Genomic DNA, 22,714 nt, shown 5'->3' with positions numbered 1-22,714 from the left:
TTTCTAAAGGGGGTTAACGATGCCGAAGCCAGTGAGCTTTGCGAGCCTATTGCTGTTTTCATCCGCGCTGATCGCGCCGTCGGTCGCGCGGGCCCAGGCTTCGCCGAACGCGCCGACTTCGGCCGCGCCAGCCCCCTCCTCCCCCGCTGATACGGCCGACCAGACGAGTGCCCCGGGCACGCCTGCGACGCACACGCCCGAACCCGCCGCACCCGAGATTTCGGTCCCAGGCGGCAACACCGACATCGTCGTCACCGGCCAGCGCAATCGCAACATCGCGCGTTCCGCCCCGCAGGTCGTCTCGGTCCTGTCGAGCGCCGACATCGCGCGCACCGGCGAAGGCGATATCGCCGGATCGCTGTCGCGCGTGACGGGGCTCAGCGTGGTCGGGAACGGATTCGTTTACGTGCGCGGCCTGGGCGATCGCTACTCGCTCGCCTTGCTCAACGGCTCGCCGCTGCCCAGCCCCGAACCGCTCAAGCGCGTCGTACCGCTCGACATCTTCCCGACCAGCGTCATCGCATCATCGCTTGTCCAGAAAACCTATTCGGCCAATTTCCCGGGTGAGTTCGGCGGCGGCGTCATCAATTTGACGACCAAGGCGGTTCCCAAAAAGCCGTTCCTGTCGATCGGCGCCGGGATCGGGCTCGACACCGTTACCACGGGCCAGCTCGGCTATACCTATTTCGGCAGCTCCAGCGACTGGACCGGGTTCGACAATGGCCAACGCAACACCGCACCGTTGCTGGCGGCCTTCCTGAAAAGCGGCAAGCAGATCGCCGAGCTGTCGAATGCCGACAACACCGCGATCGCCGCGCAATTGATCAACGGTCGCAATGCCGTGATCCAGCGCAACAAGGCATTGCCGCCGAATTGGAGCGCCAACATCACCGGCGGCAAGTCGTTCGATCTGGGCGGCACGACCCTCGGCGTGATCGCGACCGCAGGGTATAGCAACAAGTGGCGCACGCGCGATACCACGCAGCAGACGGCGAATTCGACCGATCTGTCGCAGCTCGACCGCAATTTCGAGCGCGTCATCACCGACAACCGCCTCGTCGTGAACGGGATGCTCGGGCTCAGCCTCGAATTCGGGCAGAACAAGATCCGCGAAACCACGCTCTACATTCGCGACACGCTGAAGCAAACTCGTCTGGGCGTTGGCACGACGGTCCGGAATTTCGGGTCCAACATCATCGTGCAGGAGCAGGACACCGCCTGGTTCGAACGGCAGCTGATCGACACGCAGTTGGTGGGCGAGTTCAAGCTCACGCCCGAGCTATCGCTCGATGTGCGGGGCACGTACGCCAATACGCAACGTGAATCGCCGAACGAGATCGGCGTCACCTACGCACGCGATGCAAACTTCGCCTGTGACAACACCAGTCTGAATGGATGCTACGCCAACTCGCTCGGCGTCGGCGCGCGCCCGAATGGCGCGACGATCGGCTTTTCGAACCTGAACGAAGACCTGTACGCGGGCGGGGTCGATCTCGGATACAAGATCAGCCCCGGGATCACCGCGACGATCGGCTATGCGTACACCGACACGAAGCGTCGCACCGAAGTGCGCGAATTCGCCTTCCGTCAAAATGGTCAGCTACCGCAGGCGGTGACGTTGTTGCGTCCCGATCTGCTGCTGGGTTCGGCGGTCGTGACGGCGTTCCCGGGCAAGGATTTCTTCGTGCGGATCGAGGACAATCTTGGCGGCAACCCGACCTTTGACGCAAAGTTGCGCATCCACGCCGCTTACGGCCAGGTGCAGGCGCAGATTACCCCGAAGCTGAGCGCCACGCTCGGCGTGCGATACGAGACCGCGAAGCAAACCGTCGCGCCCGTGACGGTCTATACCACGGCGACGATCCTGCCGCCGGCGACGAACCTCAACCGCAATTACTGGCTGCCGGCCGCGACCCTGACCTATCAGCTTGCGCCCGATATGCAGTTCCGCGTCAGCGGATCGAAGACGATCGCCCGGCCGCAGTTCCGCGAGCTCGTGTTCCAGACCTATTTCGATCCCGAACAGAATACCGCCGTGCAGGGCAACCCGCTGCTGGTCGACAGCCAGCTCTATAATGCCGAAGCGCGCTATGAATGGTATTTCGCGCGCGATCAGCGCGTCTCGCTCTCGGGCTTCTACAAGCGGATCGACAAGCCGATCGAGGTCTATGCCGACGACAATGGCAACACGCTGACCAACCGCTTCGCTAATGCGCCCAAGGCCGATCTCTATGGCGCGGAGATCGAGACGCAGAAATATTTCCCGATGGACTGGCTGTCGGGCAGCGACTTCTTCACCAAGCGGCGCCTGCTGGCGATCGCCAATTATACCTTCACCAAATCGAAGATCCTGGTCGGGCCGAACGACCCGATCAACGCCTATCCGCTGTCGCTGACCAACGCCAACCAGTTGTTCCGCAACGGCACGCCGCTGACCGGCCAGTCGGATCACCTGGTCAACCTGCAGTTCGGGCTGGAGGAAAAGGATCACCTGTCGCAGCAGACCTTCCTGCTCTCCTATGCCAGCAAGCGCGTGACGCGGCGTGGGCCGTCGGGCCAGCCGGATATCTATGAAGAGCCCGGCATCCACCTCGATTTCGTGGCGCGCCAGGGTGTCAAAATCGCGGGTGTGGATACCGAGATGAAGTTCGAAGTGCGCAACATCACCGGGACCAAATATCAGGAATATCAGCAGAACGGGAAGAACCGTGTCTATTACAACCGCAACAACGCCGGCACGATCTTCAACTTCGGGTTGAGCGTGAACTTCTAAGCGTTGGCGAAAGTACCAAAAGGCCCGCCGCTCCAGATCCGGAGCGGCGGGCCTTTTCGGTGATGGTGGGCGCGGTAGGGATTGAACCTACGACCCCACCCGTGTGAAGGGTGTGCTCTACCACTGAGCTACGCGCCCGCTGCCGGGCTTTCGTGCCGGGCGAACGGTACAGCCGGGCGTTCGCGCCGTCTGCTGCGCACGCCCTTAAAGCGATGGATGCTGGCTTGTCCAGCCCGACGGTTATCGCCGCGCCATCCGAACCAAGATTTCGTCGAGCGCCGACAGGAACCGTGATCGATCGGTCTTTGCAAAAGGCGGCGGGCCACCGACCGCATCGCCGCCCGCCCGCAGATCGGCCATGATCGCGCGGACCGCAATGGCATTGCCGATCGAGGCGGTGGTGAAAGGCTTACCGTTCGGCGCGAGCACCGCAGCCCCCGCCTTCAGGCAGCGATCGGCGAGCAGGATATCCCCCGTCACCACGACGCTTGCCGAATCGGCACGCTCAGCGATCCAGTCATCGGCCTCGTCGAACCCGGCGCCGACCACGATTCGCGATAGCAAGGGGTGGATTGGAATGCGGATCGGGCTGTTGCTGACGATCGTCACGGCGACTTCACGGCGGAGCGCGACCTTGTAGATCTCGTCCTTCACCGGGCAGGCATAGGCATCGACGTAAATATGGAGCGACATTGCGCGGCGTTAGAGCAAATGCGCCGCCGGGGCGAGCGGCGGCGGGGCTGTTCTTCGGGTGTGCGCTGCGCCAAGGTTGGTCGACAGGGTCAGGAGAGACGGGACATCATGCCGCTTTACGAAATCGACGGGAAACGCCCTACCCTCGGCGCGAACGCCTGGGTCGCCCCCAGCGCCGATCTGATCGGTGACGTGCGATTGGGCGACGATGTCGGCATCTGGTTCGGTGCGGTGATCCGCGGCGACAATACGCCGATGATCGTGGGGGAGCGCAGCAATATCCAGGAAGGCGCGATGTGCCATTCCGATCATGGCGCGCCGCTGACGATCGGGAGCGATTGCACGGTGGGTCACCACGCGATCCTGCACGGCTGCACGATCGGGGACCGGGTGCTGATCGGGATGGGCGCGATCGTGCTCAACCGCGCGGAGATCGGCGATGGCTGCATCGTCGGCGCAGGCGCGCTGGTGACCGAGGGCAAGGTGTTTCCGCCGGGCAGCCTGATCGTCGGATCACCCGCGCGCGCGGTGCGTACGCTCGATGAGAGCACCAACGCGATGTTGCAGGCGTCGGCGGACCATTATGTCGCCAACGCCCGCAAATATGCCGTCGGGCTCAAACGGGTCGATTAGGACCGGCCGAGCGCCCATTTCGCGATGTCGGCGCGGATGCGGGCGTTGACCATCCGCCGCGCCGCCATCGATGCCACGGTCGCCTTCGCGCCGCCGCGTGCCGCAGCCGGCAAGTTGGCAGTGGCGTACGCGGTGATCTTGCCCGGCATCGCCGGATCGTCGGACCCGCCGCCAAGGCTGGCGATAAAGCCGGCACGGTTACTGGTTTCGATCAGCATGTTGACCAGCGTCAGGTGCGACACGGCATAATTGAACGCGAGGTCGGGATGACCATTGGCGATCGCGCGCAGCAAGCTCGCCTTTTGCGGCGGCGTCAGCCGATCGCTTTCCATCAGGCCGAGCGCCCGCTTGGCGAGCGCATCGTCATCCGCCGCACCGAGCAGGCGGATATAGCCATTCTTCACCACCGGGTTCTTCTCGGCATTGGCGAGCGCGAGCAGCGCGTCCCACTCTTCCGGCGTGGCGTTGCTGGCATAGGTGCCGAGGATCGGCGCGCGGATCGCCGCCGGGATCGCTTGCGGGTCGTTCTTCAACGCCGCGACATAGCTACGGGCCTTTGCTGCTACGTCGGCATCACCAACGTCGCCCAGGACCAGGATCAGCGTCTCGCGCAGCGTCGAGACGAGCGGCGATTCATCCTTTGCCGCGGCAAAGCCGACGCGCTGCATGACCGGTGCCAGCGTCGCCGCGACGCGCTTGCGCATCGCGTCCTGCATCGCGCCCTTGGGCAGACGACGGCTTAGATCGGCCAGCTGTTCTGCGATCGTCTGCCACAATAGCGGATTGGCATCGGGGCCTACTGCCCCGACATCCGCAAAATAGCGGTCGAGCTTCTGGTTGCCGCCCTTGGCCAGCGCGAAATCGTCGCCGAGCGTGCCGAGCTGGTCGGTCAGCGCGAGCGTGTTGAAATCGCGCACGATCGCCGCGTGACCCGCCGCGTTATAGGCAACGCGCGCATAGCTTTGCTTGCCGTGGTTGAGCACCACCGTCCCGCAGCCCTGAAGGGTGACCGGCGTCGCCGCCGCGCCGCGCACCGTCACGCTGGTCGTCGGTTGCCCCACTACGCCGACGGTCAACGGCACACGCCAGTTCTGTGCGGCCTTGGCGGTCGCGTCATAGCCGAAGCGCGACTGGCTGAGCGTCACGCGCGTGCTACCCGCAACGCAACGCGCGCCGGTCATGGTGACGAGCGGGACGCCCGGCTGCAGCGTGAAGTCATGCGCGACCGGCGCGACCGGCGTGCCCGCCGCCGCGGAAAGCTCGGTCCACAATTGGTCGGTCGCGGTGTTCGAATATTTGTATTTCGCCATATAACGGCGGATGCCGTCGCGGAATTTATCGGGCCCGAGCGTCAATTCGAGCATCCCGATCACCGCCTGACCCTTCAGATAGGTGATCCCGTCGAACGCTTCGCCGATCTGGTCGACCGTTTCGATCTTCCGGATGATCGGGTGCGTGGCGGCGGTCGAATCGGCCTGCAGCGCGCCTTCGCGGTCCTGCGCGACGGCAGTGGCGGCGGCATACCATTCGGGATTGAGATCGACGCTGCTCTTATTCTCCATCCACGAGGCGAACCCCTCGTTCAGCCAGAGATCGTCCCACCACCGCATCGTGACGAGATCGCCGAACCATTGGTGCGCCATTTCGTGCGCGACGACGGTGTAGATGCGCTGCTTGCCGCTCTGCGTCGCGCGCTTCTGGTCATCCAGAAGCTCGGGCTCGAAATAGAAGATCGCGCCCCAATTCTCCATCGCGCCAAAAAATTGCGAGGAGCCGGGGCCGGCGATCATGTCGAGCTTGGGGAGCGGATAGGGCTGACCGAAATAGTCGTTGTAATAGGTCAGCAGCCGCTTGGCTTGGGCCAGCGCATAATCCCCCTGATCGACGACGCCGCGACGGGTGATCACGCCGATCTCGGTGTTGCCGGCCATCACGGTCTTCCGCTCCATGTCCCCCATGCCGAGGAAAAGCAGATAACTCGACATCTTCGGCGTTTCGGCGAAGCGGTACAGCTTGGTGCCGTCATCCTGCTTCGTCACGCTGACGGTCGGCATGTTCGAAAAGGCGAGCTGGTCCCCGGGTGCGACGGCGCTGAGGGTGAAGGTCGCCTTATAGGCCGGTTCGTCCCACATCGGCGCGAAGCGGCGCGCATCGGGTGCCTCGAACTGCGTGGCCAGCATTCGCGCGGCGGAGCCGTCCTGATTGGTGTAGTCGATCCCGAAGAATCCCGCCGCAGAGGTGTTGATCGTCCCAGTCCAGGCGAAGTGGAGCTTGTGCTCGCCCGCCGAAACCAGCGTGGGCGCGGTCAGCGTCAATTGCTGCTTCGTCGAGTCGAGCGTGAAGGGAATGGCCTGCCCGTCGAGCGTGGCGCTGGCGATTTTTAGATCTGCGGCATTCAGCACGATCGTCCTGGTCGCCTTCTCAACCGCGATCGTGACGTCTTCCTCACCCGAAAAGGTCATCGCCTTCGCATCGGGCCGCACCGTGATGTTGTACGCAATCGGCGCGACGCCAGTGGGCAATTGCCCTGCGGCAAAGGCCGGAGTCGCGGTTCCGAGCAAAAGGGCGGCGGCGAGCGGAAGCTTCATCTGGTTACTCCGGTAACGAACAGACCGTTTCCTTAGCGGTTCCACCGGGCTTAGCAAACGCAGGGTGGCTGGACAGTCCTTTCGGTTGCGCTATGAAACCCACATGAGCATTCCACCCCTGTTCGATCGCCTGCGGCTCCCCGTCATCGGCTCGCCGCTGTTCATCATTTCGGGACCGGAGCTGGTTATCGCCCAGTGCAAGGCCGGGATCGTCGGGTCCTTCCCCGCGCTGAATGCCCGGCCGCAGGCGATGCTTGACGAATGGCTGCACCGCATCACCGAGGAACTGGCCGCGCATAACCGCGACAATCCCGATCGGCCGGCGGCACCCTTCGCGGTCAACCAGATCGTGCATCGCTCGAACGAGCGGCTTGAGGCCGACCTTGCGACCTGCGCGAAGTGGCAGGTGCCGATCATCATCACCTCGCTCGGCGCGCGTGAGGACCTGAATACAGCAGTGCACGGCTGGGGCGGCATCACGCTGCACGACGTGATCGACGACCGTTTTGCGCGTAAAGCGATCGAAAAGGGTGCCGACGGCCTGATCGCGGTCGCAGCGGGCGCCGGCGGCCATGCCGGGCGCCTGTCGCCCTTCGCGATCATTCAGGAAATCCGCCAGTGGTTCGATGGTCCGCTCGCTTTGTCAGGGTCGATCGCGACCGGCGACGCGGTGCTCGCCGCACAGGCGATGGGCGCGGACTTCGGTTATATCGGATCGCCCTTCATCGCGAGCGTCGAGGCCAATGCCGAGGCGGCGTACAAACAGGGCATCGTCGACGGCAAAGCTGCCGACATCGTCTATTCCAACCTGTTCACCGGGGTGCACGGCAATTACCTGCGCGGCTCGATCGTCGCGGCGGGCATGGACCCGGACAATCTGCCCGAGGGCGACCTCTCGACGATGGATTTCGGCACCGGCAATGGCGCCAAGCCCAAGGCCTGGAAGGAAATCTGGGGTTCGGGCCAGGGCATCGGCGTGATCGATCGGGTCGAGCCGGTGGCCGACATGGTCGATCGGCTCGAGCGGCAATATCTCGCGGCGCGGGCGCGGCTGAAGCTCTGAGACGCGGCCTTCGTCGCTGGCGGTGGCGTTAGAACGCCATCGCCAGCCGGGCGTGGAGCGACCTTGCCGGACTTTCGACCGCGATCGCTTCGTCCGCCTGCGCTTGATCGAGCCGGTCCACGCGACGATGCAATTCGCTGCTCGCCTCAATCAGGTGGCGGGCGACGGGCGGCATGAGCGTGAGCGCTGCCGGGTCGGTCAATGGGGCGGCGCCCAACCGGCGCGACGGGTCCAGCGCCTCACGCGGCGCCATTTCCCCGGCGTCGACGGCACGTTGCGTGAGCAGCCAGGCGATGACGTGCATCAGCCGCGTCGTCACCTTCAGCGATTCGCAGCTGAAGGCGACGCGCGCCATCGGATCTAACGCTTCGCGATCAGTCCGCCCGCCTTCGTCGAAATAGCTGCGCGCTTCATCCGCGAGCACCATTGCGTCGATATAGAGCGTGTCGATTACGCGGCGTTGCATCCGTGAATCGTACCCAGGGCCCCTCATGCCGTCTTACGTCTCACAAACAGGGCCGAAACGGTATGGTCTGATCGCGCCATTCTGGTGAAAACTGTCCCAAACCGGTGCACATCGCGCGTCCGTTTACGCGATGATATCGGGGATCAGGTGATCTTCCAGCATCGCGATCTCGTCGCGCAGCCGAAGCTTGCGCTTCTTGAACCGCGCGAGTTGGAGCTGATCGACCGATCCGCCATCGACCAACGCGGAAATCGCCGAATTGAGATCACGATGTTCGGTGCGCAACACCTCCAGGCGTTTGGCGATCAGGCTGTCTTCCATACGGTCCCCATGCGATGGGGCAGCCTTAGCAAATCGCAGCAGCCGCAACCGCATAAAAACGACCCGTCGCACGAACGCGCTAAAACGTCGCGCCTCCTCCAAATGAGGGGGAGACAATTAACCCAAGCCATGTTTTATTTCGCTCCCCCCAAGCAGTACATGAAGGAGGTACGCATTCCATGCAGACCGCGCATCAAACGGCCCTGACGGCCAAGCATGCAGTCCTCGATCGCCAAATCGCAGCAGAAGCGCAGCGACCGTTACCGGACGCCGTGACGCTCGCCGAGTTAAAGAAGCAGAAGCTTCGGATCAAACAGGAAATGATGCAGCTCTGACGCTGTATCGGGTCCGGGCGCATGACGCCCGGGCCGCTCTGCCCGATCGCGGCGTTAGCGCAGTGGACGCGCCAGAATCGGTTTGACGAACGTCGGGGTATGCGTCCCCTGTCCAACCGGTTTCCGCGCCAACTTCGGATCAATCTGCCGGTCGAATGCAACGCCAATTCGCCCCGCTGCCGACCAGGCGACCTGACCCGGTACCCAACCGATCCCGCGTACATCGAATTCGACCCGCAACCCCTGCGGCAAACCATCGGCGAATTCGGCCATTAAGCCGCCCTGCGACAGATTGCGGACGCGGACGGGCCGCGCGTCCTTTTCGCCCGCGACACGGAAATCCGCCATCAGGAACAAGCTGTCGCGCGAATCCTGACGATTATGGGCTGCATCCTCTGTCGAAGAGGCAAAAGGATCTTGCGAGAATTGGTCCATCGCGTGAATCTTACTGGTCTCCGGTTCTGGCCCATCATAGCGCGCCAAACGTATCGAAGACCTTAAAGGCCCGGTACGGACTAATCTTCGCGTGAGATTTTTTCGTGCCGCTCGTGGCGCTCCTGCGCCTCTACCGTCATCGTCGCGATCGGCCGCGCCTCAAGCCGCGCGAGCGAAATCGGCTCGCCGGTGACCTCGCAATAGCCATATTCGCCCTCGTCAATTCGGCGAATTGCCGCTTCGATCTTGGAGATCAGCTTGCGCTGCCGATCGCGCGTGCGCAGTTCGATCGACCAGTCGGTCTCGCTGGAGGCACGATCGGTCAGATCCGCCTCACGCAAGGTATCGACTTGCAGCTGCGACAGCGTGCCCGCCGCCTCGCGCAGGATCGCGTCTTTCCAGGCCTGCAACTTGGCGCGAAAATACGCCTGCTGCTGCGGGTTCATGAACTCTTCGTCTGGGCTTGGCCGATAGCCATCGTCGCCTGCCGGCGGCACCGCAAACTTCTCGGATTCATCCAATCAATTCAAGACCGTCGCCATCCCATCATCTCCCTTCGGTCACTCGGCGCTTTGCGCGCCTCTGAACCGCCCCCGGGGCCAACTCCCTGACTTGCGGGCCTATAGCCATGCGGCAAGCGCTCCACAAGCAATCCCGATCGGAGATTGCGTCAGATTTGATCGCGCAGCGCATTTGGCGACGCCCGACGCGATTCGCGAACGCCCGTATTGCATCTCCACGACAAGACAGCGCGCAGATGGCGGCCACGCGGTTAACGCAAGTTCTGTATCATGATGAAACGTTAACCATAAAGCTGCCGCTAATCCGCTGAACAATCCTCACAAGTAACGATAAAGCTTGGTTAACGTCCTTGCACTTAATGATTTGTTGGGCACTTTGCGGGATAGCGGCGCAAAGGCCGATGCAAACGGGGCGTTGCCTGAGGCAGCGGCGGTAGCGAGAGAGTGAACTTATGTCGGTACGGATGGCTTTAGCCAAACTTTGTGCCTGCGCTTGCGGCGGTGCCGTGATCGGCGGCGGGGCCGTGCATGTTGCGGACACCGCAAAGGCGCGCAGCGTCTACACCCACAAGGCGACCAAGCGAATCGTTCGACGCACCACTGTCGCTGCGAGCGGTGCTCGTTACAGCCGCACCGGAGCGCGCGTCCGCCGAGTCGTCACGACCACGCGCACCGCGGCGCAGCCGCAGGTCGTGCTGGTGACGACGCAAGGCGCGCCGATCCCCCTTCCCCCGCCTTCGTCCCCTCGGGCGGCTATTCGGGCGGTGGCGGAGGCGGCGGTGGCGCGGCGGCTGTCGGTGGTGGCGGCTTTGGCGGTGGCGGCGGGTTCTTCGCTGGCGGCTTCTTCGGCGGCGGTGGCGGCTCGGGCGGCGGCAGCATCGTGATCTCGTCGACCTCGACGGGTTCGTCGAGCGGTTCCGGGTCGAGCTCGGGATCGACTTCCAGCTCGGGTTCGAGCGGCACGATCATCAACATTTCCTCGGGCGGATCGAGCACCTCGACCTCGACCGGCGGGTCTTCGACGGGCGGTTCCTCGACCTCCACCGGCGGGTCCTCGACCTCGACCGGCGGATCGTCGACCTCGAGCTCGACCGGCGGTTCGTCCACGTCGAGCAGCACCGGCGGCGCCGAAGTGTCGAGCACGTCTTCGACCGGCGGGTCTTCCTCGGCTTCGGGCGGCAGCAGCGGCAACGTCTCCTCGGCATCGAGCGGCGACGTTTCGTCCTCCTCCGCCTCGAGCGGCAATGTCTCCTCCGCCTCCTCGACCAGCTCGAGTTCGAGCGGCGACGTGTCCTCCTCGAGCAGCACGAGCTCGAGCGGCAATGTCTCTTCATCGACGTCGGGTTCGAGTTCGAGTTCTGGTTCGGCGAGCGGATCAAGCGCAAGCAGCTCCTCGTCCAGCTCCAGCAGCTATGGTTCGAGCAGCTACGGTTCGAGCAGCCACGGCTGGAGCTCGACCGGCGGGTACGGATCGAGCGGCATCACCAGCAGCGGGTCGGGCAGCAATGGCAGCTCGGGCAGCTCTGGCAGCAGCGGATCGAGCGGCGGCCCGCCCGCCCCGGTCCCCGCACCGCCGATGGTGCTGCTGTTCGGCGCGGCGGCCGCAGCGCTGGTTGCGCGCAAGCGCTTCGCCAAGCCGACCACGATCACCGCCTAAGCAGCGTCACACGCTTCACGACCGGCTCCCGCGATGCAAGCGGGGGCCGGTTTTGCGTTGAGCGCTTCGGGTTGCGCGTTGGCGAGCGCGGCGGCATAGCCCGGCCATGCACGACATCCGCTTCATCCGCGAAAATCCCGCCGCTTTCGACGCTGCCCTGGCGCGACGCGGCCTTGCCCCAATCGCCGCCGAACTGGTCGCGCTGGACGAGAAGCGCCGCGGCCTGTCGACCGACGCGCAAGTCGCGCAAGCCCGCCGCAACGAAGCCTCCAAGGCGATCGGCGCGGCCAAGGCGGCGAAGGATGATGCGACCGCGGCGACGCTGATGGCCGAGGTGGCGACGCTCAAGGATCGGATGCCCGCGATCGAGGCGGAGGAAAAGGAAGCTGCCGCAAAGCTGAAGGCGGCGCTGGAGGTCATCCCAAACCTGCCCGCCTACGATGTGCCTAATGGCACGAGTGAGGAAGGCAATGTCGAGGAGACGCGCTGGGGCACGCCGCGCGCATTCGATTTCACGCCGAAGGAACATGCCGATCTCGCGCCCGACCTCGGCATGGATTTCGAAACCGGCGCGCGACTTTCGGGCGCGCGCTTCACCTTCCTGCGCGGCGACATGGCGCGGCTCCACCGTGCACTCGGCCATTTCATGCTCGACGTACAGACGCGCGAACATGGCTATGAGGAATGCAACCCGCCCGTTCTGGTCAAAGACGAGGCGATGTACGGCACCGACAAGTTGCCGAAGTTCGCCGAGGACAGCTTCCGCACGACCGACGAGCGCTGGCTCATCCCCACCAGCGAAGTTTCCCTCACCGCCAGCGTGATGGGCGAGTTGCTCGACGAAAGCGCGCTGCCGATGCGGCTCACCGCGCTGACATTGTGCTTTCGCTCCGAAGCGGGCGCTGCAGGGCGCGATACGCGCGGTTTCATCCGCCAGCATCAGTTCGAGAAGTGCGAGCTGGTCAGCATCGTGCGGCCCGAGGATAGCGAGGCGGAGCATCAGCGCATGGTCCGCGCAGCCGAGACGATCCTCGAACGCCTCGACCTGCCGTACCGCAAGCTGTTGCTGTGCACCGGCGACATGGGCTTTGGCGCGCGCAAGACCTATGATCTGGAGGTCTGGCTGCCCGGCCAGGGCGCGTATCGTGAGATCAGTTCGTGTTCGAACACCGGTGCATTCCAGGCGCGGCGGATGAACACGCGGTATCGCGTGGCGGCGGAGAAGAAGACCGAGTTCGTCCACACGCTCAACGGATCGGGCCTGGCGGTTGGGCGCACGCTGGTGGCGGTGCTGGAGAATTACCAGAATGCCGATGGCAGCGTCACGGTGCCCGACGCGCTGTTGCCCTATATGGGTGGCGTGACGCGGCTGGTGCCGATCAAACACTAACGCCGTCACCCCGGCCTCGTGCCGGGGTCCACCATGCCGCGGGCGGCACCGCCCGCAGCGTACCTGATCGCTTGCCGCCCGGTGGACCCCGACACAAGGCCGGGGCGACGAAAGGACAAAACCGATGCGCATCCTGCTGACCAACGATGACGGCTATCACGCGCCGGGCCTCAAGATTCTCGAAGCGATTGCCGCGAAGTTCTCCGACGATGTGTGGATCGTCGCGCCCGCCGAGGAACAATCCGGCGCAGGCCATTCGTTGACGCTCAGCCGCCCGATCCGCGTGCGCAAACATGGCGAGAAGCGCTTTGCCGTCGCGGGTACGCCGACCGATGCGGTGATGATGGCGCTCGCCAAGATCATGCACGAGCACAAGCCCGACCTGATCCTGTCCGGCGTCAATCGTGGCGCGAACCTGGCCGAGGACGTGACCTATTCCGGCACCGTCTCGGCCGCGATGGAGGGGGCGCTGGCGGGCGTACGCTCGATCGCGCTGAGCCAAGTGTATAATCGCGAAGGCATGGGCAATTCGGTGTCGTTCGACGCCGCCACCGCCTGGGGCGAACGTGTGCTGCGCCCGCTGATCGATGCGCCGCTCGAGCCGCGCACGCTGGTCAACATCAACTTCCCTGCGGTCGCCGCCGATGCGGTGAAGGGCGTGCGGATCGCGCAGCAGGGCTTGCGTGATTACGGTCGGCTCCAGATCGTCACCAATCGCGATCCGCGCGGATACGAATATCACTGGTTCGCGCTCGGGCCGACGGTCGAGACGCCGGCGCATTCGACCGATCTGGAAGCCGTAGCCGACGGTTACATCGCAGTGACGCCACTCCATCTCGACCTGACACACCGCCCGTCACTCGCTATGCTGGGGGCATTGTACGGGTAGGGGGACGAGCATGGGTGACGAGCGCAGGATGTTGTTTGGCGGATTCCTCCTGACTCTCGCGCTTGGGCTTGGTGCCTGCATCCCGAACTCGGATCGGCCGCAGCGCGGTTACGAGCCGCGCGACGACCAGCGGCCTTATGAGCCGGCCGGTGGCGTGCCGTATGATCGGCCGCAGGACCCGTACGAACCGCGCCGGATCGACGACGGCGTCTCTGCCCTCCCTGCGCCGCCGCCCGCGTGGCAGGCGCGCCCGGTGGCACCCGATGCCGAGACGATCGCACCCGGCAGTTATATCGTTCGCCCGGGCGACACGCTGCGCGCGGTGAGCGATCGCACCGGTGCCGGGTCCGAGGCGATCGCCCGCGCGAACGCCCTGCCCCCGCCGTTCGTGATCCGCGCCGGGCAGCGGCTGGAGATCCCCGGCGGGCGCTATCACCTCGTGCGTGCCGGGCAGACCGGCATCGCAATTGCGCGAGCTTACGGTGTCGACTGGTCGCGGATCGTCTCCGCCAACGATCTCGCCGAGCCTTATATTCTACGTGTCGGGATGCGCATCCTCATCCCCGGCACCGCCACCGGGAGCACTGCCGCCGAACGCGCCGCCGCCTTCCGGCTCGATATCGACGACATCGTGACCGGCGGCGAGCCAGCGCTGGCGGTTAACGAACGTCCGGTGAAGCCGAGCGCATCGCCGCGCCGGGTGCTCTCCGCCACACAGGCGATCGCCGAGCCGAGCCGCTTGACCAGCGGGTTTGCCTGGCCCGTCCACGGCCGCATCGTCGCGCGCTTCGGGCCCACCGGGGCGACCGGCGAGAAATATAACGGCGTGAAGATCGCGGTGCCGCTCGGCACGCCGATTCTGGCGGCGGCGGACGGGGTGGTCGCTTATGCCGGATCGGGCGTGCCCAATCTCGGCGGGCTGGTGATCGTCAAGCATGGCGATAGCTGGACCACAGTCTACGGCCATGCCAGCCAGTTGCTGGTCCAGCGCGGGCAATCGGTAAAGCGCGGGCAAACCATTGCGCTATCGGGCGATTCGGGCGTGGCGGACCGGCCGGAGGTGCATTTCGAAATGCGCAAGGGGCGCGTGCCGGTCGATCCGCAACGGCAATTGCCGGGGATTTAAGAAGGAGCGGTTCACGCGAAGGCCGAGAAGGGTTGTATTCGCGTGCTCCCTCTTCCTGCCGCGCAGGGATGACAAACAGGACCGCTGTCGCTTAGAGCAGCATGATGACCGAGCACACGTCCGACCTCCTCCGCATCCTGTCAGAGCGCGGCTACATTCATCAGACGACAGACGCCGCCGCACTCGATGCGCTCGCGGCGAAGCAGATCGTGCCCGGGTACATCGGCTTCGATCCCACCGCGCCATCGCTGCATGTCGGCAGCCTGGTCCAGATCATGCTGCTGCGCCGGCTCCAGCAGGCCGGCCACAAGCCGATCGTGCTGATGGGCGGCGGCACCGGCAAGATCGGCGATCCGAGCTTCAAGGACGAAGCGCGCAAGCTGCTGGACCATGACGGGATCGCGCACAACGTCGCCTCGATCCGCCGGATCTTCGAACGCTTCCTAATCTTCGGCGACGGCCCGTCGGACGCGATCATGCTCGATAATGCCGAATGGCTGGACAAGCTGGAATACATCCCCTTCCTGCGCGACGTGGGGCAGCATTTCTCGGTCAACCGGATGCTGAGCTTCGATTCGGTCAAGCTCCGGCTGGATCGCGAACAGTCGCTTTCCTTCCTCGAATTCAATTACATGATCCTGCAGGCGTACGACTTTCTGGAACTGTCGCGTCGCGCCGGGTGCCGCCTGCAGATGGGCGGATCGGACCAATGGGGCAATATCGTCAACGGCATCGAGCTATCGCGCCGAATGGACGGGACCGAGGTGTTCGGCATCACCACGCCGCTGATCACCACCGCCGATGGCGGGAAGATGGGCAAGACCATGTCGGGCGCGGTGTGGCTGCACGAGGACCAATTGCCGCATTACGATTACTGGCAATTCTGGCGCAACACCGACGACCGCGATGTCGGTCGCTTCCTGCGCCTGTTCACCGACCTGCCGCTGGATGAGATCGCGCGACTCGAAGCGTTGCAGGGCGCGGAAATCAATGCGGCCAAGATCCTCCTCGCCAACGCCGCCACTGCGATGTGCCGTGGCGAGGCCGGAGCGGCCGATGCGGCGGAGACAGCGCGTCGAACCTTCGAGGAAGGGGCCGCAGGGGCGTCGCTGCCGACGCTGACGGTATCGGACGCCACGATCGGAATCGTCGATGCGCTGGTCGGGCTCGGGCTTGCGGCGTCCAAGGGCGAAGCGCGCAGACTGATCAAGGGCGGCGGCGCGCGGATCGACGGCGAGAAGGTTTCGGACGAAACCGCGCTGGTTACGCTCGGCGACGCACCGGTGCGCATCGCCGCGGGCAAGAAGCATCACGGCGTGCTGGTGCGCGGCTGAGGTTCGCGCCAAATTCCGCAAAAGCGGCAAGAAATTGCCGTCGTAACCCTTTGTTAAGCGGCTTCGTTGCGACGCGGTTCATACCCCGATCGTACTTTCGGATGGTCGAACAGAGGGGTCTGACGATGGCGAGAGCAGTGGCTTTGCCGGTCACGGAAAACCGTGCGCTGGCGCGAGACGAAGTTCATTACCGCGCCCGTGCGTTCGGGCCCGATGCGCGCCCGGTGTCGCTGCTGATCGTCAATCTCTCGGCGATGGGGCTGATGGCGCGGGCGGACGTACCCTATGCGGTCGGCGAGCGGCTGAGGATCACCTTGCCGGTGGTCGGCGTGGTCGTGGCCGAACTGCGCTGGTCGCTCGGCGGGCGGATCGGGTGCGAACTGGACCAGCCGATCGACCTGGCCGATTATTATGAACTGCTCGCGGTGATGCTCAAGGCGCGTTAACCCGAGCGCAGCAACGCCACCCCGGCATCGCGCTCGAACAGATACAACGCGGTCCGCGCGGCTTGGCCGCGCGGCCCCTCCAGGCCACCGTCGCGGTCAATCAGCAGCCGCGCATCATCGGTCGCCACCGGCAGTAGCGACATCAGCATATCGGGTGTCGCCAGCCGAAATCCCGCCTCGCCCGATTGCCTGGTGCCGAGCAGCTCGCCCGCCCCGCGCAGCCGCAGATCCTCCTCGGCGATGCGGAAGCCGTCGGTCGTCTCGCGCATCAAGGCGAGCCGCGCGCGCGATGTTTCGCTCAAAGATCCGCCGCGAATCAGCAAACAGTTCGACTTGCCTGATCCGCGCCCGACGCGCCCGCGCAATTGGTGCAGCTGCGCGAGGCCGAAGCGATCGGCATGTTCGATCACGATTAGCGTGGCATTGGGCACGTCGACGCCGACCTCGATCACCGTCGTCGCGACCAGCACGCCGATTTGCCCGGCCGCGAACGCCGCCATCACCGCGTCCTTTTCGGGCGGCTTCATGCGACCGTGGACCAGCCCGACGCGCTCGCCGAAACGCGCGCGCAACGTCTCGGCGCGCGCCTCGGCGGCGGCCATGTCGCTCTTCTCGCTCTCCTCGACCAACGGGCACACCCAATAGGCCTGACCGTTATCCGAGAGGTGGCGGCCGAGCGCATCGACGACGTCGGAAAGCCGATCCTCGGAAATCACCCGCGTTTCGATCGGCTGACGGCCGGGCGGCATTTCGTCCAACTGGCTCACGTCCATCTCGCCATAATTGGCGAGCGTGAGCGTCCGCGGGATCGGCGTTGCGGTCATCGCGAGCAAATGCGGCGCGGTCTTGGCCTTGGCTTGCAGCATCATCCGCTGCGCGACGCCGAAGCGGTGCTGTTCGTCCACGACCACAAGGCCGAGATCCTTGTAGCCGACTGCATCCTGGAAGATTGCGTGCGTGCCGACGAGAATGTCGATCGTCCCCGCAGCCAGCCCCATCAACGTCGCCTCGCGCACGCGGCCCTTGTCGCGCCCGGTCAGCACCGCGATTTCGACGGGCAGCCCGGCGAGCGTCTGGCGTAGCAATTCGTAATGCTGCCGTGCGAGGATTTCGGTCGGGGCGAGCAGCGCCGCCTGCGCTCCCGCCTCGACCGCAGTCAGCATCGCCAAGGTCGCGACCAGCGTCTTGCCCGATCCGACATCGCCCTGAAGTAGCCGTAGCATCGGTTGCGCCTGCGCAAGATCGCCCTCGATCTCGCGCACCGTCCGTGCCTGCGCGCCGGTCAGCGCGTAAGGCAGCCGCAACGCATCGCGCAGCCGGCCCGTCGCGGCCAGCGCCCTGCCCCGCCGCGCGCGCGACGACTGCCGCACCAGCATCAACGCAAGCTGGTTGGCGAACAGCTCGTCATAAGCCAGCCGCTCGCGCGCGACCGCGTCGGACGGGTCGGCATGGATCCGCGCCAGCGCCTCGCGCCAGGCGGGCCATTGATGCTTGGCGAGCAGGCCGGGTTCGATCCATTCGGCGAGATCGGGCGCGCGTTCGATCGCTTGCGCCGCGAGTTGGCCCATCCGTTTCGAGGTCAGCCCCTCCGACAGCGGATAAATCGCCTCACGCTCCGGCGTATCCCCCGCTTCCTCCAGCGGGAGGACGTAATCGGGATGCACGATCTGCAATTCCTGGCCGTATTGCTCCAGCCGACCCGAGACGCGCCGCGGTTCGCCGATCGGCGCGAGTTTCTTCGCCCAGCCCGAATGTCCGCCGAAATAGACGAGACTCACATAATTCCCGAATTTGTCGGTCGCCTGCACTCGCGTCGGCCCGCGTCCGTTGCTGGAACGATAGGATTGCGCGGTCAGTGTGATCGCGATCACGCGCCCGGCATCGGTCATGTCGAGCTCTTCGCGCGCGAGGCGATCGACCCAGCCAGTCGGCAAATGGAACGCGACATCGACGACGCGCGACAACCCGAGTCGGTCGAGCGGTTTGGCCAGGCCCGGACCGATGCCCTTCAACGCCGTGACTTCGGCGAACAATGGATTGAGGATATCGGGCCGCATGACTATCTGAAGGGCAATAGCCCCAGCCGACGGTTGCTCCAAGCGCCGCCGGCCAATTGCCGTTGGAAATATATGGACCGCGACATCCGCCTGAAACGCCTCCGCTTCCGCGCGTGGCACCGTGGCACCCGTGAAGCCGATATGCTGATCGGCGGGTTCTTCGATGCGCACTCGGCCGGATGGAGCGATGCCGACATCACGCTGGTCGAGGATCTGCTGGAAGAGCAGGACGTCGATATCATGGCCTGGGCGATCGGCACGGCGGTGCCGCCGGAACGCTATGCCGGATCGATCGTCGCGGCGTTGAAGGCGCTGAACTACGTGCCGATTGCGCGATAACTCCCCTCCCTGAAAGGGAGGGGTCGGGGGTGGGTCGCTCTCGATGACGCGGACCGCTCGCCCCAGCCGACCCACCCCCAGCCCCTCCCTTCCAGGGAGGGGAGCTAAGAAGATAGAATGCCCAACCTCAGCAAAATCCTCTCGGCCAAGGCCCCGCTTACCCTCGCCGGCGTGCCGACCGGTTTCGAGCCGTGGCTGCTCGCCGACGTGGCGCGCGCGGCCAAGACTCGCGCGGTCTTCGTCGCACCCGACGAAGCCGCGATGCGCGCGATCGCTTCCACCGCGACCACCTTTGCGCCAGAACTGGAAGTGCTGACCTTTCCGGCGTGGGATTGCCTGCCCTACGATCGCGCATCCCCGACGCTGCGCGTCATGGCGGAGCGGATGGCGACGCTGTATCGTCTGCAACAGCCTGCGAAGGGCCCGCAACTGCTGCTCACCACCGTCAACGCGGTGGCGCAGCGCACGCTCACCCCGTTCCGCATTCGGCAACTCGTCGCACGGCTTGCGCCGAAGGAGCGAATCGGACGCGATCGGCTGGCCGCCTTGTTGCAAGCGAATGGCTATGTCCGCGTCGAAACCGTTGCCGATGCGGGTGAGTTCGCGGTGCGCGGCGGGCTGGTCGATCTGTTTCCGAGTGGGGAGGAACAGGCACTGCGGCTCGATTTCTTCGGCGATGAAATCGAGAGCGTCCGCACCTTCGATCCGACCGATCAGCGCACCACCGGGCGGATCGACGGCTTCGTCCTGCTACCCGCCTCCGAAACGCTGATCGACGAGGACAGCATCAAACGCTTCCGCGCGCGGTACCGTGAGCGCTTCGGTGCCACCGCGACGGGCGACCCGCTGTATCAGGCGATCAGCGACGGGCGGCGGCTGGCGGGGATGGAGCATTGGCTCCCGCTGTTCGAGGAAAAGCTCGCCACGCTGTTCGACCATCTCGGCGACGGCGCGGTCGTGCTGCGCGATGCAGGCGCAGTCGCAGCGGCAGAAGCGCGGTTCGAGGCGATCACCGACTATCACGGCAACCGCGTCAAGGCGCAGTCGAGCGATCCGGGCAGCTATCGCCCGCTCCCTGCCGACGCGCTGTACCTGACCGCGACCGATCTGGCCGACCGGCTCGACGCCGCGCCCGCGCATCGCATCACCGGCTTCCACGAACCGGAAAGCGCCACGGTGCTGGATTTCGGGGTGGACGGCCCACGCGATTTCGGAGCGGAGCGATCATCGGGCGCGAATGTCTATGAGGCGGTCGTCGCGCACCTGAGGAGCATCCAGCGCGACGGCCGCAAGGCCGTGCTCGCCAGCTATTCGACCGGCGCGCGCGAACGGCTGGCCGGGTTGCTCAAGGATCATGGCGCGAGCAACCTGAAGCTGGTCGATACCTGGCAGGAGGCGCTCGGCGCGGGGTCGCAGACGGTCGCGCTGCTCGTTCTGCCGCTCGATCACGGATTCTCCGCGCCGGAAGTGGCTCTGCTGACCGAGCAGGATATGCTTGGCGACCGGCTGGTGCGGCGCGCCAAACGCAAGAAATCGGCCGACGCCTTCCTCGCCGAACTGGCGATGCTCACGCCGGGCGATCTGGTCGTCCATGCCGATCACGGAATCGGGCGCTATGAGGGGCTCACCTCGATTCCTGTAGGGCAGGCACCGCATGATTGCGTCGCCTTGAGCTATGCCGGCGGCGACAAATTGTTCGTACCGGTCGAAAATCTCGAAGTGCTCACGCGCTACGGCTCGGACAGCGACGGGGCGAGCCTCGACCGATTGGGCGGTGAGGCATGGCAGCGCCGCAAATCGAAGATGAAGGAGCGCATCCGCGAAATCGCGGGTGAACTCATCGCCACCGCCGCCGAACGCGCGCTACGCCCGGCCGAGACGATCGAACGAGACAGCGGGTACGCCGCTTTCGTCGACCGCTTCCCGTATGAGGAAACCGACGATCAGGATCGCGCGATCGAGGATGTGATGGGCGATCTGGTCAAGGGCACGCCGATGGACCGGCTGGTCGTGGGCGATGTCGGCTTCGGCAAGACCGAGGTTGCGCTGCGCGCTGCCTTCGCCGCCGCGATGGCGGGGCAGCAGGTGGCCGTGGTGTGTCCCACGACGCTCCTCGCGCGGCAGCATTTCAACAATTTCACTGCGCGCTTCGAAGGCTTCCCGCTCAACGTCGGGCGACTCTCGCGGCTGGTGCCCGCGGCGGAGGCCAAGGCGACCAAGGAGGGTCTCGCCAACGGCCAGATCGACGTTGTGGTCGGCACGCACGCGATTCTGGCCAAGGGGATCGAATTCAAGCGTCTCGGCCTCGTCGTGGTCGACGAGGAACAGCGTTTCGGCGTGACGCACAAGGAGCGGTTGAAGGGCCTGAAGACCGACGTCCACGTCCTTACCCTCACCGCCACCCCGATCCCGCGTACGCTGCAAATGGCGATGTCGGGTATTCGCGAACTGTCGGTGATCCAGACTCCGCCGGTCGACCGGCTGGCGGTGCGCACATACGTCATGCCGTGGGACCCGGTGGTGCTGCGCGAGGCATTGCTGCGCGAACATTATCGCGGCGGGCAGAGCTTCTTCGTCACGCCCCGGATCAAGGATCTGCCCGATATCGAGGAATTCCTGACCAAGCAGGTCCCCGAGATCCGCTACGTCGTCGCGCACGGGCAAATGTCGCCGACCGAGGTCGAGGAACGCATGTCGGCGTTCTACGACAAGAAGTTCGAGGTGCTGGTCTCAACCACGATCGTCGAATCCGGACTCGACATCCCGAGCGCCAACACGATGATCATCCACCGCGCCGACCGTTTCGGCCTGGCGCAGCTCTATCAGCTGCGCGGGCGCGTCGGGCGCGCCAAGACGCGGGCCTATGCCTATCTCACCACGCCGGAAAACCGCAGCTTGAGCGAGATTGCCGAAAAGCGCCTGAAGGTGCTGTCCGATCTCGATTCACTCGGTGCGGGTTTCCAGCTCGCCAGCCATGACCTGGATCAGCGCGGCGCGGGCAATCTGCTGGGCGACGAGCAGTCGGGGCACATCAAGGAGGTCGGCTTCGAACTTTACCAGTCGATGCTGGAGGAAGCGATCATGGACGCCAAGGCCGGTGGCCAACGCCTGCGCCCGAAGGAATTCTCTCCCCAGATCACCGTCGACGCGCCGATCCTGATCCCCGAGGAGTATGTCCCAGATCTCGATCTGCGGATGGGTCTGTATCGCCGCCTCAACGACGTCGAGGATCAGAACGCGCTGGAGGCTTTCGCCGCGGAGATGATCGACCAATTCGGCAAGCTGCCCGATGCGACCGACAATCTCGTGCGGATCATGGAGATCAAGCTGAACGCGAAGAAGGCCTGTATCGCCAAGATGGACGTGGGTCCGAAGGGCGCGCTGGTCACCTTCTTCGACGACACGCCGCCGAATATCGAAGGCCTGCTCGCCTGGGTGGCGAAGCTGAACGGCGTCGCGCGGTTGCGGCCCGACAGCAAGCTGGTGGTGACGCGCAGCTGGGGCGACCCGAAGGCGCGGCTGAATGGCGCGTTGCAGCTTTCGAGGGGTTTGGCCAAGGCAGCGGGGTAACGGGCCTCGCCCACCCTCTCCGTTCGCCCTGAGCTTGTCGACGGGCTGCCTTTCTTCTCACCCCGATGAGAAGAACAA

At 65.0% G+C, this 22,714-nt stretch carries 20 protein-coding genes and 1 tRNA gene; 11 read left to right on the top strand and 10 right to left on the bottom strand.

Annotation, left to right across the window (positions count from 1 at the left end):
* Positions 1-19: 19 nt before the first annotated feature.
* Positions 20-2,773, top strand: coding sequence for a TonB-dependent receptor domain-containing protein (locus AB5I39_RS16415; protein ID WP_404369269.1), 2,754 nt, complete (start codon positions 20-22; stop codon positions 2,771-2,773).
* 63 nt (positions 2,774-2,836) lie between these two features.
* Here the strand turns inward: AB5I39_RS16415 and AB5I39_RS16410 are convergent.
* A tRNA-Val gene (locus AB5I39_RS16410) sits at positions 2,837-2,911 on the bottom strand.
* A gap of 102 nt (positions 2,912-3,013) precedes the next feature.
* Positions 3,014-3,466, bottom strand: a complete 453-nt coding sequence (locus tag AB5I39_RS16405) for a YaiI/YqxD family protein (protein ID WP_404369266.1) — start codon at positions 3,464-3,466, stop codon at positions 3,014-3,016.
* A gap of 108 nt (positions 3,467-3,574) precedes the next feature.
* Between AB5I39_RS16405 and AB5I39_RS16400 the strand changes: the two genes are divergently transcribed.
* A complete protein-coding gene (locus AB5I39_RS16400) occupies positions 3,575-4,099 on the top strand; it encodes a gamma carbonic anhydrase family protein (RefSeq protein ID WP_404369263.1) in 525 nt (174 codons plus the stop codon).
* Here AB5I39_RS16400 and AB5I39_RS16395 read toward each other — a convergent pair.
* Positions 4,096-6,687, bottom strand: coding sequence for a M1 family metallopeptidase (locus tag AB5I39_RS16395; RefSeq protein ID WP_404369260.1), 2,592 nt, complete (start codon positions 6,685-6,687; stop codon positions 4,096-4,098). The two genes, AB5I39_RS16400 and AB5I39_RS16395, sit on opposite strands and share 4 nt — an antisense overlap.
* A 103-nt stretch (positions 6,688-6,790) precedes the next feature.
* Between AB5I39_RS16395 and AB5I39_RS16390 the strand changes: the two genes are divergently transcribed.
* The gene (locus AB5I39_RS16390) at positions 6,791-7,750 is read left to right on the top strand and encodes an NAD(P)H-dependent flavin oxidoreductase (RefSeq protein ID WP_404369258.1); all 960 of its coding nucleotides are present in this window, start codon (positions 6,791-6,793) and stop codon (positions 7,748-7,750) included.
* A 28-nt stretch (positions 7,751-7,778) separates the two neighbouring features.
* Here AB5I39_RS16390 and AB5I39_RS16385 read toward each other — a convergent pair whose 3' ends face one another.
* Positions 7,779-8,216, bottom strand: coding sequence for a DUF1465 family protein (locus tag AB5I39_RS16385; RefSeq protein ID WP_404369255.1), 438 nt, complete (start codon positions 8,214-8,216; stop codon positions 7,779-7,781).
* Between the two features lie 123 nt (positions 8,217-8,339).
* The gene (locus AB5I39_RS16380; protein WP_404369252.1) at positions 8,340-8,537 is read right to left on the bottom strand and encodes a YdcH family protein; all 198 of its coding nucleotides are present in this window, start codon (positions 8,535-8,537) and stop codon (positions 8,340-8,342) included.
* 179 nt (positions 8,538-8,716) lie between these two features.
* Here AB5I39_RS16380 and AB5I39_RS16375 point away from each other — a divergent pair, with 179 nt between their 5' ends.
* Positions 8,717-8,872 carry a YdcH family protein gene (locus AB5I39_RS16375; RefSeq protein ID WP_404369249.1) on the top strand — a complete coding sequence of 52 codons (156 nt, stop codon included), beginning with the start codon at positions 8,717-8,719 and terminating at the stop codon, positions 8,870-8,872.
* 54 nt (positions 8,873-8,926) lie between these two features.
* On the opposite strand, the gene AB5I39_RS16370 is transcribed toward AB5I39_RS16375, so the two are convergent.
* From AB5I39_RS16370 to AB5I39_RS16355, 4 genes are all read right to left on the bottom strand, one after another.
* Complete coding sequence (locus tag AB5I39_RS16370) at positions 8,927-9,307, bottom strand: PilZ domain-containing protein (protein WP_404369246.1); 381 nt, start codon at positions 9,305-9,307, stop codon at positions 8,927-8,929.
* 80 nt (positions 9,308-9,387) lie between these two features.
* Complete coding sequence (gene dksA, locus AB5I39_RS16365) at positions 9,388-9,828, bottom strand: RNA polymerase-binding protein DksA (RefSeq protein WP_404369243.1); 441 nt, start codon at positions 9,826-9,828, stop codon at positions 9,388-9,390.
* Between the two features lie 753 nt (positions 9,829-10,581).
* Positions 10,582-11,151 (bottom strand): hypothetical protein, encoded by a 570-nt coding sequence (locus tag AB5I39_RS16360; RefSeq protein ID WP_404369240.1) that lies wholly within the window; start codon positions 11,149-11,151, stop codon positions 10,582-10,584.
* A gap of 102 nt (positions 11,152-11,253) precedes the next feature.
* Positions 11,254-11,472: a hypothetical protein gene (locus AB5I39_RS16355; RefSeq protein ID WP_404369237.1), complete on the bottom strand. Its 219-nt coding sequence runs from the start codon at positions 11,470-11,472 to the stop codon at positions 11,254-11,256.
* 119 nt (positions 11,473-11,591) lie between these two features.
* On the opposite strand from AB5I39_RS16355, the gene serS reads away from it, so the two are divergent.
* The 5 genes from serS to AB5I39_RS16330 all read left to right on the top strand — a co-directional run bounded on the left by serS (position 11,592) and on the right by AB5I39_RS16330 (position 16,670).
* Positions 11,592-12,875 carry a serine--tRNA ligase gene (serS, locus tag AB5I39_RS16350; protein WP_404369235.1) on the top strand — a complete coding sequence of 428 codons (1,284 nt, stop codon included), beginning with the start codon at positions 11,592-11,594 and terminating at the stop codon, positions 12,873-12,875.
* Between the two features lie 124 nt (positions 12,876-12,999).
* Positions 13,000-13,764: a 5'/3'-nucleotidase SurE gene (surE, locus tag AB5I39_RS16345; protein ID WP_404369232.1), complete on the top strand. Its 765-nt coding sequence runs from the start codon at positions 13,000-13,002 to the stop codon at positions 13,762-13,764.
* Between the two features lie 10 nt (positions 13,765-13,774).
* A complete protein-coding gene (locus AB5I39_RS16340; protein WP_404369229.1) occupies positions 13,775-14,890 on the top strand; it encodes a peptidoglycan DD-metalloendopeptidase family protein in 1,116 nt (371 codons plus the stop codon).
* 104 nt (positions 14,891-14,994) lie between these two features.
* Complete coding sequence (gene tyrS / locus AB5I39_RS16335; RefSeq protein ID WP_404369226.1) at positions 14,995-16,224, top strand: tyrosine--tRNA ligase; 1,230 nt, start codon at positions 14,995-14,997, stop codon at positions 16,222-16,224.
* A 101-nt stretch (positions 16,225-16,325) separates the two neighbouring features.
* Positions 16,326-16,670 carry a PilZ domain-containing protein gene (locus tag AB5I39_RS16330; protein ID WP_404369223.1) on the top strand — a complete coding sequence of 115 codons (345 nt, stop codon included), beginning with the start codon at positions 16,326-16,328 and terminating at the stop codon, positions 16,668-16,670.
* On the opposite strand, the gene recG is transcribed toward AB5I39_RS16330, so the two are convergent.
* Positions 16,667-18,727, bottom strand: coding sequence for an ATP-dependent DNA helicase RecG (recG, locus tag AB5I39_RS16325; RefSeq protein ID WP_404369220.1), 2,061 nt, complete (start codon positions 18,725-18,727; stop codon positions 16,667-16,669). The two genes, AB5I39_RS16330 and recG, sit on opposite strands and share 4 nt — an antisense overlap.
* A 72-nt stretch (positions 18,728-18,799) precedes the next feature.
* Here recG and AB5I39_RS16320 point away from each other — a divergent pair, with 72 nt between their 5' ends.
* On the top strand, positions 18,800-19,066 hold the full coding sequence (locus AB5I39_RS16320; protein WP_404369217.1) for a succinate dehydrogenase assembly factor 2: 267 nt from the start codon (positions 18,800-18,802) through the stop codon (positions 19,064-19,066).
* A gap of 117 nt (positions 19,067-19,183) precedes the next feature.
* A complete protein-coding gene (mfd, locus tag AB5I39_RS16315) occupies positions 19,184-22,636 on the top strand; it encodes a transcription-repair coupling factor (RefSeq protein ID WP_404369214.1) in 3,453 nt (1,150 codons plus the stop codon).
* Positions 22,637-22,714: the final 78 nt, after the last annotated feature.

The sequence above is a fragment of the Sphingomonas sp. MMS24-J45 genome, from assembly GCF_044881195.1.
Taxonomy (GTDB): domain Bacteria; phylum Pseudomonadota; class Alphaproteobacteria; order Sphingomonadales; family Sphingomonadaceae; genus Sphingomonas.
The sequence above is the reverse complement of the archived record's forward strand: the minus strand, read 5'-3'. Positions and strand labels throughout refer to the sequence as shown.

Coding starts and splice junctions, on each gene's coding strand:
- AB5I39_RS16415 (WP_404369269.1), top strand. CDS start 20: ATGCCGAAGCCAGTGAGCTTTGCGAGCCTATTGCTGTTTTCATCCGCG.
- AB5I39_RS16405 (WP_404369266.1), bottom strand. CDS start 3,466: ATGTCGCTCCATATTTACGTCGATGCCTATGCCTGCCCGGTGAAGGAC.
- AB5I39_RS16400 (WP_404369263.1), top strand. CDS start 3,575: ATGCCGCTTTACGAAATCGACGGGAAACGCCCTACCCTCGGCGCGAAC.
- AB5I39_RS16395 (WP_404369260.1), bottom strand. CDS start 6,687: ATGAAGCTTCCGCTCGCCGCCGCCCTTTTGCTCGGAACCGCGACTCCG.
- AB5I39_RS16390 (WP_404369258.1), top strand. CDS start 6,791: ATGAGCATTCCACCCCTGTTCGATCGCCTGCGGCTCCCCGTCATCGGC.
- AB5I39_RS16385 (WP_404369255.1), bottom strand. CDS start 8,216: ATGCAACGCCGCGTAATCGACACGCTCTATATCGACGCAATGGTGCTC.
- AB5I39_RS16380 (WP_404369252.1), bottom strand. CDS start 8,537: ATGGAAGACAGCCTGATCGCCAAACGCCTGGAGGTGTTGCGCACCGAA.
- AB5I39_RS16375 (WP_404369249.1), top strand. CDS start 8,717: ATGCAGACCGCGCATCAAACGGCCCTGACGGCCAAGCATGCAGTCCTC.
- AB5I39_RS16370 (WP_404369246.1), bottom strand. CDS start 9,307: ATGGACCAATTCTCGCAAGATCCTTTTGCCTCTTCGACAGAGGATGCA.
- serS (WP_404369235.1), top strand. CDS start 11,592: ATGCACGACATCCGCTTCATCCGCGAAAATCCCGCCGCTTTCGACGCT.
- surE (WP_404369232.1), top strand. CDS start 13,000: ATGCGCATCCTGCTGACCAACGATGACGGCTATCACGCGCCGGGCCTC.
- AB5I39_RS16340 (WP_404369229.1), top strand. CDS start 13,775: ATGGGTGACGAGCGCAGGATGTTGTTTGGCGGATTCCTCCTGACTCTC.
- tyrS (WP_404369226.1), top strand. CDS start 14,995: ATGACCGAGCACACGTCCGACCTCCTCCGCATCCTGTCAGAGCGCGGC.
- AB5I39_RS16330 (WP_404369223.1), top strand. CDS start 16,326: ATGGTCGAACAGAGGGGTCTGACGATGGCGAGAGCAGTGGCTTTGCCG.
- recG (WP_404369220.1), bottom strand. CDS start 18,727: ATGCGGCCCGATATCCTCAATCCATTGTTCGCCGAAGTCACGGCGTTG.
- AB5I39_RS16320 (WP_404369217.1), top strand. CDS start 18,800: ATGGACCGCGACATCCGCCTGAAACGCCTCCGCTTCCGCGCGTGGCAC.
- mfd (WP_404369214.1), top strand. CDS start 19,184: ATGCCCAACCTCAGCAAAATCCTCTCGGCCAAGGCCCCGCTTACCCTC.